Annotated in this window: 9 protein-coding genes; 2 read left to right on the plus strand and 7 right to left on the minus strand. The window is 73.4% G+C overall.

The window, feature by feature from the left end; genetic code table 11:
* Nucleotides 1–11: 11 nt before the first annotated feature.
* From ACFZDE_RS08060 to ACFZDE_RS08085, 6 genes are all read right to left on the minus strand, one after another.
* Nucleotides 12–758 carry a methyltransferase domain-containing protein gene (locus ACFZDE_RS08060; protein ID WP_391198394.1) on the minus strand — a complete coding sequence of 249 codons (747 nt, stop codon included), beginning with the start codon at nucleotides 756–758 and terminating at the stop codon, nucleotides 12–14.
* Entirely contained in the window at nucleotides 755–2,002 is a 1,248-nt protein-coding gene (locus ACFZDE_RS08065) for a condensation protein (RefSeq protein WP_391198397.1), read from the minus strand. The genes ACFZDE_RS08060 and ACFZDE_RS08065 overlap by 4 nt, the downstream gene beginning before the upstream one ends.
* On the minus strand, nucleotides 1,999–6,189 hold the full coding sequence (locus ACFZDE_RS08070) for an alpha-(1->3)-arabinofuranosyltransferase family protein (protein ID WP_391198400.1): 4,191 nt from the start codon (nucleotides 6,187–6,189) through the stop codon (nucleotides 1,999–2,001). The genes ACFZDE_RS08065 and ACFZDE_RS08070 overlap by 4 nt, the downstream gene beginning before the upstream one ends.
* The gene (locus tag ACFZDE_RS08075; RefSeq protein ID WP_391198402.1) at nucleotides 6,186–6,911 is read right to left on the minus strand and encodes a methyltransferase domain-containing protein; all 726 of its coding nucleotides are present in this window, start codon (nucleotides 6,909–6,911) and stop codon (nucleotides 6,186–6,188) included. The genes ACFZDE_RS08070 and ACFZDE_RS08075 overlap by 4 nt, the downstream gene beginning before the upstream one ends.
* A gap of 113 nt (nucleotides 6,912–7,024) precedes the next feature.
* Nucleotides 7,025–8,173 (minus strand): glycosyltransferase, encoded by a 1,149-nt coding sequence (locus tag ACFZDE_RS08080; RefSeq protein WP_391198405.1) that lies wholly within the window; start codon nucleotides 8,171–8,173, stop codon nucleotides 7,025–7,027.
* 218 nt (nucleotides 8,174–8,391) lie between these two features.
* Nucleotides 8,392–9,387 carry a porin PorA family protein gene (locus ACFZDE_RS08085; protein WP_391198408.1) on the minus strand — a complete coding sequence of 332 codons (996 nt, stop codon included), beginning with the start codon at nucleotides 9,385–9,387 and terminating at the stop codon, nucleotides 8,392–8,394.
* Nucleotides 9,388–9,601: 214 nt separating this feature from the next.
* Between ACFZDE_RS08085 and ACFZDE_RS08090 the strand changes: the two genes are divergently transcribed.
* A complete protein-coding gene (locus ACFZDE_RS08090) occupies nucleotides 9,602–9,754 on the plus strand; it encodes a hypothetical protein (protein WP_390997157.1) in 153 nt (50 codons plus the stop codon).
* A 2-nt stretch (nucleotides 9,755–9,756) separates the two neighbouring features.
* Nucleotides 9,757–11,010, plus strand: a complete 1,254-nt coding sequence (locus ACFZDE_RS08095) for a helix-turn-helix domain-containing protein (RefSeq protein WP_390997160.1) — start codon at nucleotides 9,757–9,759, stop codon at nucleotides 11,008–11,010.
* 60 nt (nucleotides 11,011–11,070) lie between these two features.
* On the opposite strand, the gene ACFZDE_RS08100 is transcribed toward ACFZDE_RS08095, so the two are convergent.
* Nucleotides 11,071–13,152: a TerD family protein gene (locus ACFZDE_RS08100; RefSeq protein ID WP_391198920.1), complete on the minus strand. Its 2,082-nt coding sequence runs from the start codon at nucleotides 13,150–13,152 to the stop codon at nucleotides 11,071–11,073.
* Nucleotides 13,153–13,220: the final 68 nt, after the last annotated feature.

Here is a 13,220-nt window from a genome sequence, read left to right on the forward strand (position 1 = left end):
CACCACATGGGCTACGTCCTCCTGGCGTGCAGCAGCAGGATCGACGCGAGCTGCGGCCGGGCGCAGGCCAGCCGGTCCAGCGGGCGCAGCGGACGCGGCACGCCGTGGAAGGGAGCCCCCTCCAGCCCCACGACCGTGAACCCGGACGCGGCGACGAACTCCTTCAGCGCGCGTGCGGTGTACAGCCGCAGATGCCCCACGACCTCCGAGCCCGGGCGGCCGTGGATGCCGCGCAGGCTGACCTCCGAGAACACCGGCTGCACCCCGGCCAGCAGCAGACCGCGGTTGTACCAGGCGGCCAGGTTCGGCGTGGACAGCATCAGATGGCCGCCGGGGCGCAGGATCCGCCGGATCTCGTCGAGCGCGGCGTCCGGGTCGACGAGATGCTCGACGACCTCGCTGAACAGCACGGCGTCGGCCGACCCGGAGGCGAACGGCAGCCCGCCACCGGTGAGTTCACCGCGTACGGCGTAGGGGATGCGGGTGCGGGCGCGGCGCAGGGCGTCCTGGGACCAGTCGACGCCGATGACGCGGTGGCCGGGCAGGAGCGGGGCGGCGGTGGCGGCGGCGGTGCCGTCCCCGCAGCCGATGTCGATGATCGTCCGCGGGCCCGCGCCCGCCGGGCCGCCCAGGGCGCGGGCCAGCATGCGGGCCTGGCGGAGGCTGCGCGGGGTGCCGGAGGCGACCGGCACGGCCGGGTTCTCGTAGAAGTCGCGCAGATCGTGGGGCGGGGACCCGGTGGTCGTCGACGCGGTCACGGCGTCACCTCCGTGGTGTGCAGATAGTGCTCGAAGAGGTCGCGGAGGTGGGCGCCGTCACCATGGCTGAGCAGGGACTTCGACCAGCGCAGGGCCAGATGCAGACGCCCGGCGGTGGAGGCGGTGGTGACCGTCAGGCCGCGGGGCATCCGGGCCGGTGCCGAGAACCAGACCGCGTGCGCGCGGCCCGCCTCCTCGCCGAAGTCCAGGGGGTAGGGGATGCGGCCGATGTTGCTGAGCAGGGTCGTCGACGTCCAGGGCGCGGCGGCCCGGCGCAGGGTGCGGGTGAGGGCGGCGCGGGCGGCGACCGGTGCCCAGGGGGAGGTCAGGAGGGCCGCGCCGTGGCCGAGCTGGGGTCGGGGCAGGGACTTCAGGGCGCGGGTGCGCTCCGCGGTGCGGCGCAGCAGGGCCGGCATCCCGGTGACGTCCAGCTCGCGCGGCGCGAACGGGACCTCCACCAGGCGGGTGCCGTTGCCGATGGGCATCGTGGTGTCGCGGGGGCGGTCGTCCACCGGCATCGTGATGCGCAGCGGGCGGGGGCGGGCGCCGTGCTCCCGGTTCCAGTGGGCGATGGTCAGGGCCGTGGTGACCATGAGCTGGTCGTTGACGGTGTACGGGGAGCCCTTGGGGCGGTGCGGCAGGGGCAGTTCGGTGACGAGCAGGCCGTTGCCGGGGGAGGGCTCGGGGGTGCCGTGCGCCACCCGCGCGGGGGGTGTCCAGCCGGCCGGGGCGTCCGGGGGGTCCTGCCGGGGCTCGGCGGCGCGGGTCGGGGGCGCCGCCGGGGCGTTGTCCCGGCCCCCGTACAGCTCGGCGGCCGTGGCCAGCACGCGCAGGCACGCCGGGCCGTCCAGGGCGGTGTGGTTGATGGTGAGCAGCAGCACCGAGTCCACCACCTCCAGCCGCACCGGCGGGGACGTCGACAGCGGCGGGGCCTCGGCCAGCGCCCGCGTCCGGGCGTCGTGCAGGGCGCGCGGGCCCGGCGGGGCGAAGCTCACCACCTCCACATCGGGCTCCGGTGTCAGCTCCCACTCATAACTGCGCCGGTACCAGGGCCCCCGCGCCTCCCGCATCAGGATCCGCGGATGCCGGTGCAGGGCCGCCAGGAACGCCTTGCGCAGCCGCGCGTGGTCGAGGGGGCCCGGGAGGTGGACCTCGATGTGGACCGTCTCGGGTTCCGCCTCCTGGAGGCAGTGCCGGGAGACCTCGTCCACCACCGGGAACGGGATCCGTACCGGTGCGGTCATACGGGTTTGCCCTCCCCCGTCTCGGTCCTCGGCAGCCGTTGCGTCGGCGCCTCCGGCGGCGGTCCCTCCGACGGCGGCGGCTCCTCACGCAGGCTCACCAGCCCCGCGAACAGGCCGATCAGCGCCAGCAGCTGGGCCAGGTGCCCGTACGCTCCCTCGCCCGCGCCCACCGGCTCCCCGGCCCCGAACGCCGCGACGATCCCGGCACCGGCCAGGGCGGCGAAGGCGATCGGCACCAGCAGGGCGTGCCGTCGCGCGGCGAGCAGCGCCAGCGCCGGGACCAGCAGCGCGAACCAGCCCGCGATCACCACCCCGACCAGGGTCAGCGCCACCGTGCCCAGCCACAGCCCGGGCAGCGGCGCGACCGGCTGCGGCGCGTCGGGGTTGGGGGAGCGGCGGCGCCACAGCGCCAGACCCAGCAGGACCGCGAAGCCGACGCCGCTGCCGATCAGGGCGGCGTCGTACGTCGTGGCCGGCTCGTAGGACAGCTTCACCTCGCCGCCCGCCCCGGCCGGGACCCGCCAGCCCTGCTGCCAGCCGTCCAGCCGCACCGGGTTCAGCTCCTTGCCGTTCAGGGTGGCCTTCCAGCCGTCGTTGAAGTTCTCGTACGTCGTCAGGTACGAGGCCGCGCCCGAGCCGACCGTCACCGCGCGCCGGTCGCCCAGCCAGTCCCGGATCCGCAGGTCCCGTCCGGCCGCCGCGGCCTCGGGCACCGAGCCGCGGGTCAGGGTCACGTCCGTCAGCGCGAGCGGGCCGGCGTCCCCGCCCTCCAGCCGGTGGTCGCCGGAGGAGAGCCGCACCTCGGCGTCGCTCCGGCCGTCCTGACAGAGCGTCACCTCAACGCCCCGCCGCTCCACCAGGTCCCGCACGGTGCCCTTCGCGCTGGTCTGGTACAGCTCCCCGTCCAGCGCCACGTCCGGGCCCTTGCCGCACGGCAGGGAGAACGTCCGGGTGCCGTCCGGCTGCGGGGTGCGGTACTGGTCGAGGGAGGGCAGGTACGCCTCCGTGAGGCCCACGGGCAGGCGCAGGTCCTCGTCGGCGACCGGGTTGTGCAGGGTCAGCGGCGCGGTCTCGGTGATCGTGATGTCGAGCCGGTCGGTGGTGATCGGCGGGAAGCGGACCCAGCCGTTCTCGTCGACGCCGGCGATGGCCGCGCCGTCCGGGGAGCTGATGTGCACCTCGGAGGCCCGGGCGGACAGCCCGCCCGCCGGGGCCAGGACCAGTTCGCCGACCGGCTGCTTGCCCTGCCAGCGCAGATGGATCACCGGCCGGTCGCCCGCGACCCACGCCGTCGTCAGGTCGCCGTCGGTGAGGTTGCGTGCCGTGAGGCCCGCGCCGAGACGTGCCGTCGAGTCGGCGGTGGCGACGATCCGGGCCTGCTGCTCGGGCGCCACCTCGTACAGCAGCTCGTCGAATTCCTCACCCGGCACCGGCACCGCGCGCGCCGTCACCTCGTACGTCCCGGCGGCCGGGGTCGTGAAGCGGCGGTGCAGCCCGGCCTCGGTGCCGGTCGCGGACAGGCCCGTCGGGTCGGAGGCGCGGTGCAGGGAGACGACGGTCGCGTCCGACGTGGCGTTCTCGGCGTCCGACGGGAGCCGCAGCAGACGGGTCACCTGCACGTCCGGCAGGTCGATCTCGGAGAAGCCGGCGCCGGTGAGACCGGTCCGGCGCGCCACGGAGTCCACGATCGTCAGCTTCATCCACCCTGTCGCGCCCGCGGGCGCCTTGATCCGCTGGGTCGTGCCGTTCGGCCGCAGGAAGCTGGTCTTCGTACCCTTCTCGGTCTCCACCCGCACCTTCGTCGCGGCGGCGCGCACGCTCTGCTGCGGCAGCGGCGTGACCTTGAACGAGGACGGCATGTCGTAGGAGCCGGTGAAGCCGATGCGCAGCCACTGTCCGTCCGGTGTGTCCGGTGCGCCCTCCGCCCACGCGGTGTGCGGGTTGCCGTCGAAGGCGTTCACCGGGTCGTACTGCGGCAGGTGGAACAGCCAGTTGCCGTAGGAGGACGCCGACACCGAGCGGGCGCCGCGCAGTTCGGCCACCGTCTGATGATCCGTGCCCTCGGTGGGCAGGATCTGGCGCGGCTTCTCGCCCGGCTCCTGGAGCGCGTCCGGCGCGTTGCGCTCGTCGCGCGTGTACGTGTACGACGTACCGGCGTTGACCAGCCCGAAGCGGGTGTCCGCCCGCCGCAGCCCGTCGCCCAGCACCTGCACGGCGGGCGTGCCGAGCCCCGGGTGGTGGTCGCCGGTCAGCACACTCGCCCGCCCGCGCAGCCGCTCCGCCAGCGGCAGCAGCGCCTCCGGACCGCCCGACACCACGGCCGTGTCGGCGACCGGGGCGAGGCCGGCCTGCCCGGGCCGTACCACGTCCGGCCCGGTCGGCCGGTAGATCTCCACGGCCCGCTGCCGCGGGTACAGCCCCTCCACCTGGAGCGGCGCGTCCTGCGCGATCCGGCCGCCGGTCATCACCGGCCCGAGGCCCGTCACCCGCTCGTACCCCGACTGCTCCAGGGTGCGCTTGACGGTGGCGGTGGGCACATAGCCGATCTGGTCGGGGTCGAGGTCGTTGCGGACGACGACGTAGTACAGCCCCGCCCGGCTCAAGTAGTCGGCCAGACCCGGCACTTGGGAGCCGGACAGCAGCGCCTGCTCGACGGCGTCCATCGCGCGCCGGTTGCCGGGCGTGCCGAACGGCACGTAGTCGCGCTGCGCCCACCGCGACTCGGCCAGCACATCGAGCGGCTGGTCGATCGGGGAGCCCCAGGAGTAGACGCCGTGCGCGGTCGCCGGGACGACCAGGGCACGCGAGTCGGGCGAGTACTTCTCCAGCCAGTCGGCCGTGGCCTGCCAGTAGGTGGGGAGCTTCTGGAACGAACCCGGGTTCAGGATCGAGCCGTTGAGGTACGGCCACAGCAGTCCGGGCACGATCAGCACGGCCGCGACCAGCGGGGCGAAGCGCCGCCCGCGCACCCGCCGGGCCCCGCGCGGCTCGGCGGCCACCCCCACCAGATGCGCCAGCCCCAGCACGAGCGCCAGCGCCACACCCGTCTGGAACTTGTAGATGTTCCGGAACGGCGACAGCCACCCGTCCAGCCAGCCCTGCACCACCCCGTGGAACGGCGCCCCGAACGCCCCGCCGTACCCGGCGAGCAGCACCAGCGCCGCCACCAGCACCGTCAGCACCAGCCACCGCCGCTCGGGCATGTCCCGCCGGGCCAGTCCGGCGAGCCCCAGTCCGGCCGCGAGGGCCGAGCAGAGGATCACGAGCACGGAGGAGGCCACGGCCCAGCCGGCCGGCAGCCACGCCTCACCGAGGTGCAGATAGGCCACCCAGTTCCCGGCGCCGCGCAGCGCCTCGGTCGCCGACATGGTGTCCGTGGTCGTCCGCGCCGTCTCTATATAAGGGAGGAAGTTCTCGCCGTAGATCCCGAGCAGCAGCAGCGGCACCCACCACCAGGCCGTCACCACGAGCACGGCCGGGGCCCACCACGCGATCAGCTTGCGCTGCCGCGGCCCCGGCGGCCGGGACAGCAGATACAGCCCGACCGGCAGCAGCGAGGCCAGCGTCGCCGACGCGTTCACCCCGCCCATGAACGGCACGAGCAGCGCCGACCGCAGGGCCGCGACCCGGGCGGCGTACCGCTCGTTCGTCAGCGGCAGCAGCACCCACGGCAGGAACGCCCCCGGCAGCGCCGCGGCCGACGTCGACCCGATGACGGTCGTGAACACCGGCCACAGCGCGTACGCCACCGCGCCGAGCAGCCGGGACGCCCCGCTGCCCACCCGCAGCCGCTCCGCCAGCCGCAACGCCCCCCAGAAGGCGACGGACACGATCAGCGACATCCACAGCCGCTCCGCCAGCCACACCGGCAGCCGCACCAGGTCGCACACCCAGTAGAACGGCAGCATCGGCCACAGATAGCCGACGTACTGGTCCTGGATCCCGCCGAACCCGGCCCGGTCGTGCCACAACTGGCCCAGATCGGCGAGGAACTGCCCCGGATCGACCGTGACCCCGAGCTTGGTGTCGAAGGTCTGCCGCCCCGGCCGCACCGCGAGGAACAACACGAACACCACAGCCCAGAAGCCGAGCAGCCAGCGCCGCGACCGCGGGCCGTCGGGCGGGCCCGCGGTGGTCGCGGAGGTGGGAACGGCTGCCGGGGGAGGAGCCTGGACCGTGGTCGTCATGGGGGACACCGCCGCAAGATGAGAAGGAGGTTCCAGGTGGCGAACTCGCGCAGGCCCGGCGCCTTGACGACGGTCTCCGCGAGGAAGGGCCAGTAGCGGGAGCGCGCCGAGACGACCGTGACGTCGTCCCGGGCACGCACCTGCCGCAGGGTGGAGCCGATGTGCACCGCGAACAGGTTCTCGCCGAGCGTGTGCTTGGCGGGCCTGCCGGTACGCCGCTGATGGCGGGCCCGGGCCCGCCGCGCACCGAAGTAGTGCCAGGGGGCCCACTCGTGCCCGCCCCACGGCGACAGCCAGTTGGTGAACGACACGTAGATCAGCCCGCCGGGCCGCGTCACCCGGGCCAGCTCACTGAGGAACGTCTCCGGATCGGCCACGTGCTCCAGCACGTTGGAGGAGAACGTGACGTCGGCGACGCCGTCCCGCAGGGGCAGCAGATACCCGTCGGCGACAACGGCCGAGTCGGGGGGTTTCGCGCCGAGTTCGGCCATGTCCGGCTCGAAGAGGAACGCGTGCGCCCCGCGCCGCCGGAACTCCTCGGTGAAGTACCCGCTGCCACCGCCGACGTCCAGGACGGTACGCCCGGCCACCGGCCCGTCGTAGGACTCGACCTGGTCGACGGCGTCGTGGGCCAGCAACGAGTAACAGGCCTCGGGATCGTCCTGCTCGTGGAGGAAGGCACGGAACAGGGCGAGGGAGCGCCGGAACGAGGGGTCCTTCAACGCGGTCGGGGGACGCGGGGCCGCGACAGGTGCGGCCGCGCCGCGTGGGCGCGACCAGCCACGCGGCACCCGCACACGCGACACGACAGCACCGACACGGTGCAGGCGCAGCGTCACGTCCCCCCGCCCCTCACCGCCTCGGCGGCCACCACCCGGAACGCCCGCACCGTCCGGTCCCACCGGAACTGCGCCGCCCGCTCGCGCGCCGCCTTGCCCATCAACTCCCGCTCCGGCCCGGCCAGGGCCAGCGCACACCAGGCCGCGGCGAACGACGACTCACCGCGCGCGAGCACGCCGGTCTCCCCGTCCACCACGGAGTCCTTCAGTCCCGGCACGTCGAAGGCGACACTCGGCGTCTCCCGGGCCGCGGCCTCCGTCACGACCAGGCCCCACCCCTCCACCGCGGAAGGGTGCAGCAACAGCCAGGCCACGCACAGCAGCCGGTGCTTCTCGGCCTCCGTCACATACCCGGTGAACTCCACACCGGGCCCGGCGAGCCGCTCCAGACGCTCCCGCTCGGGCCCGTCACCGACGATCACCAGCCGGCCGCCGGTCACCGGCCGCACCCGCTCCCACAGCCGCAGCAGCAGATCGATGCGCTTGTACTCCACCAGCCGCCCGACGGCGACGAACAGCGGCTCGGCCGAGCGGTCGGCCCGCGGGCCCGGCTCCTCGACCCCGTTGTGCACGACCCGGATCCGGTCCCGCTCCACTCCGATCGCCCGTAACGCGTGGGCGGTCGAGGACGACACCGCGACGAGCAGGTTCCGCCGCTGCGCCCCGGTCAGCGCCCAGTGCTCCAGTCTTCGGCCGATCCGGGCCGCCGGTGCCAGCGGTCCGCCGAAGCGCATCCGCCACAGGTCGGTGTGGACATGGTTGACCAGCGTCAGCGTGGGTCCCTGATGCCACAGCGGCGCCAGGTACGGCATGCCGTTGCACACCTCGACCAGCAGGTCGCAGTCGCCGACCTGGCGGGTGAACGTCGAGCGTGCGCGCAGGTAGTGCCCGTACGGGCCGCCCGCCGACACGACCCGGTAGTCACGGAAGGCCGCGGGCCCCCCGCACAGCAGGGTCACCTGGTGGCCCAGGCGGGTCAGGCCGTCGGCGAGCTTGTCGACCAGCAGCTCGGAGCCGCCGGCGGACGGGTTGTCCAGATCACGATGGGCGAGGAAGACGATCCGGCGCGGATGTGGGGGGAGCGCCGGGGGGTGCTGCGCGCCGGGGGACGAGGCGCGCAGCCTGGACGGTACGTGCTGGGGCATGGGTGCTCCAACTCGTCTCGGGGTGCGGAACTCAGCGTGGGGAAACGTGGGGGGTGTGGTCGTCACGGAGGGGTCGGCTCGTGGGGAGCCTGAGCTCTTCCTGGGAGGGGAGTGTGGACGGGATGTGCTCGGGTGGGGTTGGACAGTTTTCGCCCGGACGTTCGCCACGGCTACTCACCGGCGTGACAATTTCGGGCTTTGTTGAAGCTGACGCCACATCACTTCGTAAGCGTCGGCTGGGGCGTTTCGGGCGTATCGGCCGGAACGTTGCTCTCCGGCTCCTTCCGCCCGCGCGCCACGAGAACTGCGCCCACCAGCGCGAGCACGAAGCCGCCCACCGCCGCCCCGATCGGCAGCGTCGTGCCCACCATCCGCAGCTGCCCGCTGTCCCGCTTCGCCTGCCGCACGGCCTCCTTCTGGGTCGCGGTGGTGAACGAGACCTTCCGGCTGTCCAGCAGCACCGCCGCGTCCTCCTTCCCGCCGGGGGCCCGCAGGGTCCGCTTCGGACCCGTCTGCGCGTAGATCACGCGACCCGTCGCCTGGTCCACGACCAGCTCGAAGCCGTGGTTGGAGTACCACTCCTCGGCCAGCACCTGCGGCCGGTCCGGCTGGTCGACGAGGCTGCCGGGGACCATGCGCGTACCGGTCCTGGTCGGCGGCACCGAGCCGGTGAACTTGTAGCCGGTGTAACCCTGGACCTTCGCGGTGCCCCGGTAGCGCAGCACCACCGTGTCGCCGAGGGTGTTGTCCCACCACTGGTAGGAGCGTTTCTGCACAGCGAAGGGGAACTTCAGATACGCCTCGCCCTCGATGTACGGCTTCTCCCCGCAGCAGTGCACCGGCCGCGTCGTCTCGCGGTCCATCACCCAGCGGTGCGGCACGAAGTCCAGCGCGTCGTGCGGATCGGCGGCCGGCAGCGACTTGTCGGTGTCGACCGTGGTCGTCACGTCCCAGACGGCGTTGCCACTGCGTTCGCTGTCCTCGACGTTGCCCCGCACCCGCTGGGTCACGGTGATTTTCCGGTCGGGCACCGTCTCGATCCGGTCAGTGTCGAAGACGCTGCCCCGGCCGGTGTAGACGGCGGTGGTGTCGATGTCGATCGGGTTCACCGCGGCACGCGGCTCCACGTACCAGGCGAGCAGGGGCGCCAGCACCAGCAGGAACGTGCCGAGACCCAGCAGGACCAGGGAAAAGGGGGAGGTTGTACGGCGCATCCGGGCACTCCAGTGGCTTGGGGCGGCTCGACGTACGAGAGGGCCGGCACGGCTCGGGAAACGGCGCGTGCGGTTGGGCCGGGAACCGTAGGCCGCTCTTGACGGGGTGTCAATGCTTGTCGAGACTGGGCGCGACAGGCAGGGACGGGAAGCCGGGGTGGGGAAACCTCCGGTTGTTCTCCGGACGAATCCGGACAGAGAGGCTGACCCTGCGATGTCCAGACTGCTCGCTGCCGCGCTGACCGTCGCGCTCGGCGCCGCCCTCGCCGTGGGCGCCGCCCTCGGCGTGGTCGCGCTGCTCGACGCCACACCCGACCAGCCGAACACCCCCCTGATCACGTACGAACAAGAAGGCCAGGGGAGTTGAGCGTGACGGCCGCCCGCACCGCAGCCGCCCTCTCGACGCGCTCGGCCTGGCACGACGTACCGCGCTTCCAGGTGCGCCGGTTCGCCGCGATCGCCATGGCGGAGGCGCCCGCGCTCGCCGAGGAGATCCTGCGCGAGATACAGCGCGAATACCCTCATCTGCCCGTCGTCCTCGACGACTCCGGCGAGCCGATGGCCCTGGTCGGCATCCGCCGTGCCATCGAGGTCTTCGTGCAGCACCTGGAGCACTCGGAGGGACGCCCGACCGTCCCGCCCGGCGTCTTCCAGGACTTCGGCCGCGGCGAGGGTCTCAACGGCCGCTCCCTCGACTCCCTCCAGGCCATCTACCGCATGGGCGTACGCCTGGCCTGGCGCCGCTTCGCCGACATCGGCCAGCGCGTGGAGATCCCGCCCCCGGCGATGTACGAACTCGTCGACGCGGGCTACGAGTACCTGGACGGCCTGGTCGACCAGTCCGTACGCGGCTACGCCGAGGCCGCCGCCCGCCAGGCCGGGGAGCGGCTGCGCCTGCAACGCCGCCTGATGGAACTGCTCCTCGCCGAGCACCACCGCGGTGACCCCGCCGAGGCCCTGACCGAGCGTGCCGCCCGCATCGGCTGGCCCTTACCGGCGAAGGTCGCGGTGGGCGTGCTGCTCCGCCCGGCCCGGGAGGCGATGGCCCCCGCGGTCGGCCAGGGCGTGCTGCTCGACATGGAGTACGAGCAGCCCCGCATGGTCGTGCCCGAGCCGGACGCGGCGGGCCGGCCCGAGCTCGTCTACCGGGCCCTGGCCGGCTGGTCCGGCGCGATCGGCCCGCCGGTGCCGCTCACCGACGCGGCGAAGTCCCTGCGCTGGGCGGAGGCGGCGGTGCGCCTGATGGAACGCGGCCTCCTCCCGTCGGGTGAGGTCCTCTACTGCACGGAGCACACCGAGGCCCTGGTCCTCCTCCAGCCCGAGGAACTCATCGACGACCTCGCCCTGAGGTGCCTGGCCCCCCTCACCCACTGCGGCCCCACCCACGGCCGCCGCCTCGCCGAAACCCTCCTGGCCTGGCTGGAGACCCGCGGCGGCGCCCCCGAGGTCGCCACCCGCCTCGGCGTCCACCCCCAGACCGTCCGCTACCGCCTGCGCCAGATCCGCGAACTGTGGGGCGACGAGATCGACGACCCGGACCGCCGCTTCGAACTGGAACTGGTGCTGCGGGCCCAGCGGTTGCGGGGGGAACTGGGGGTGATGCGGGAGCGGAAGAGGCGGTGAACGGCGCCGTACCAGGGCATCTCGGCGAGGCCCGGCGGCGAACGGCGCCGTCGCTCGGCGTCACACCGCGGCCCGCTCCCGCGCTGCCACCGTCATCGCCGTCCGCCCGGTGGTGGGAGCGTCCAGGTGGGCCATCACCGAGGTGTGGAAGCGGTGCACGGCGTCGTCGACGCTCCGGATGAATCCGGACTCCGCGCTGCCGCGGCCGCTTCCCATGCCCTTGAACAGGGACAGCCGGAAACCGGTGATCCGGGCCGAGCCGTCCTTCGGAAGCAGATCCCCCGGTTCGGGACGCAACCGCTCCAGCGTGCCCCGTGGGCCGCCCGCCCCGCCCTCCACCAGGGTCTCCACATGCAGGTCCGCCGGGGCCTCGGCCAGCCGCCGGAGCAGCCGCTTGACCCAGGTCAGCGGATAGCCCTGCTCGGGCGCCGGGATCTCCACGGACGTGCGCAGCCGTGCGGTGCGCAGATCGGCGCTGAGGGTGAGCAGCCCGGGCGCCCCCTCCACCCGCAACTCCGCCTGGAGCCTGCCCTCCAGGCACAACTGGTCCGCCAGACGGGCGCGACGGGCCCCGGGGTCGGTGCCGCGCCGGGAACGCTGGGCGGGCAGCACCTTCTGACCGAGCTCGCCCCCGAGCCGCAGACACACCTGCCGGACGAGCCGCTCCCAGTTCTCCACGACCTCCAGGGCACGGGGATCGCCCTGGCAGAGGGTCTCGTCGTTGATGCCGTTGCGCACCGGCACCCAGGCCGCGCCCATGTTCTGGAAGCCGTGGCAGCCCGAGTTGTCGTGCTGGAGGTAGTGGAGCAGATCCTGGAGCAGCCAGGTGCGCGCCGCGTTGCCGACGCCCTCGTGCCGGATCAGCATCTGGGCCTGGTGGGCGACTTCGGCCCAGGACAGGTGCCAGAGCGCCACCTGGTGCTTGCGGCGCCGGTCGATCTTCACGTCGACCAGCGGGCGGCCCTCCAGTGCCACGTCGTTCGACAGGGTGATCACAGCCTCGTAGCCGCGCCGGGCCGCGATGTCCATGTAGGCCTGCACCTGGTCGGACTTCAGGGGGTTGCCGTTGGTCTTGGTCTCGACCAGGGCGGTCCACAGCTTGCCCGCGCGCTCGACGCGGATCACTCCGTCGGGGCGCCGGGGCGTGTCCCCGTGCGGCAGGGAGACCTCGGTGAACGTCTCCATACGGCCCGACGGTGCGCCGAAGGGAGCGGTGATGCGCCGCCCGAACCGCGGCACCTGGGCCATCACCGACAGCAGCACCGAGGTGGCCCGCGTCTCGCGGTCCCGGTCGTTCTTGAGCGCCGACACCGGGAAGAGCCGGGCCTGCCGCCAGGACTCGTTCTCCGCCAGGCTCTTCACGGGAGCCCTGGGCGGGGCGGCCTTCTTCTTCGCGGTGCGGGGCCGAGCGGCCCGCTTCTTCGGCGCGGCCTCCTCCTCGGCCGGCGTACGCGGCGCGGGGACCGCGTCCAGCACCGCCTCCGGCACAGCCGTACGCACCGCGTCCGGCACCGTCTCCGGCATGGTCTGCGGCGCGGTACCGGGGCTGCTCACGGGGTTCTCCCGCGCGGCCTCCGCCTCGGGGTCGGCCTCGGGCTCCGCCTCGTCGTCCTCGATGTCGACGCCGAAGTCCGTCGCCAGCCCGGCCAGCCCGCTCTCGTACCCCTGTCCGACGGCCCGGAACTTCCACTCCTCGCCCCGCCGGTACAGCTCGCCGAAGATGATCGCGCTCACCTGGCCGCCGTCCTCGATGACGAACCGCAGGAGGCTCTCGCCCACGGCGTCGGTCAGGGTCACCCGCAGATCGTCCAGTTCGCCGAAGCGGGCCCCCTCGTAGCGGCTCGCGGCCACGACGATCCGTTCCACCTCGGCCGGGACCGCGGTCAGGTCGAAGCTGATCCGGTCCTCGCTGCCGTCTCCCGCCGGCTCCTTGCCGAGCAGCTGCACGCTGCCGTCGGCGGCAACGGGGTTGTTGTAGAAGTAGAAGTCGGCATCGCTGCGTACCTTGCCGTGTCCGTCCAGCAGCAGGACGGACACGTCGGCGTCGCCCTCTCCGGTCGGGCTGGACCAGCCCAGGCTGACGATCGCGGAGCCGATGTTCTCGCTCAGGGCCGTCAGGGACACGTTCGAGCCCATGGTCATGTCACGCACAGAAATCCCCCCACCTCTGCGACACCTGTGACGTGTCGCACACCGGGCACTTTAATGGG

Origin of the sequence: Streptomyces sp. NPDC007929 (genome assembly GCF_042959065.1) — a bacterium.
In the GTDB taxonomy this organism is placed as follows: domain Bacteria; phylum Actinomycetota; class Actinomycetes; order Streptomycetales; family Streptomycetaceae; genus Streptomyces.

Coding starts and splice junctions, on each gene's coding strand:
- ACFZDE_RS08065 (WP_391198397.1), bottom strand. CDS start 2,002: ATGACCGCACCGGTACGGATCCCGTTCCCGGTGGTGGACGAGGTCTCC.
- ACFZDE_RS08070 (WP_391198400.1), bottom strand. CDS start 6,189: ATGACGACCACGGTCCAGGCTCCTCCCCCGGCAGCCGTTCCCACCTCC.
- ACFZDE_RS08100 (WP_391198920.1), bottom strand. CDS start 13,152: ATGACCATGGGCTCGAACGTGTCCCTGACGGCCCTGAGCGAGAACATC.
- ACFZDE_RS08080 (WP_391198405.1), bottom strand. CDS start 8,173: ATGCCCCAGCACGTACCGTCCAGGCTGCGCGCCTCGTCCCCCGGCGCG.
- ACFZDE_RS08085 (WP_391198408.1), bottom strand. CDS start 9,387: ATGCGCCGTACAACCTCCCCCTTTTCCCTGGTCCTGCTGGGTCTCGGC.
- ACFZDE_RS08090 (WP_390997157.1), top strand. CDS start 9,602: ATGTCCAGACTGCTCGCTGCCGCGCTGACCGTCGCGCTCGGCGCCGCC.